General features: G+C 62.1%; 1 pseudogene. It reads right to left on the bottom strand.

The window, feature by feature from the left end:
- A pseudogene (locus ACWNRM_RS15200) lies at nt 1-356 on the bottom strand (transposase); the annotation flags it as partial.

Below are 356 nucleotides of genomic sequence, written 5' to 3'. Positions count from 1 at the left end.
TAATCTCTGGCCCCGCCGACAGCGACCATGACGTCGCGCCATGTTGGTCGAGGCCCAGGTTTCATCAATGAAAACCAGTCGCTCGGGGTCGAGATCGGGCTGGGTCTCGAACCAGTCCTGCCGTCGCGTCAGGACATCCGGACGATCCTGCTCCGCCGCATGGGCAGACTTTTTTTCCATGTGATCTGGTGGCGCGCGAAGAAGCGCCACAGCGTGCCAATCGCGAAATGGTGGCCATCCTCAGCCAGCTGGTTACGGATTTCGGCAAGGGTCAGGTCGTCCTGCGCCGCGATCAGGGCATGGATCCGGTCGGCCTGTGCTTCGATCCTGTGTGACAGTCGATCCCCACCGCGTGG

The organism is Asaia sp. A2 (genome assembly GCF_057319415.1).
This window is presented reverse-complemented; position numbering and strand designations above follow the sequence as displayed.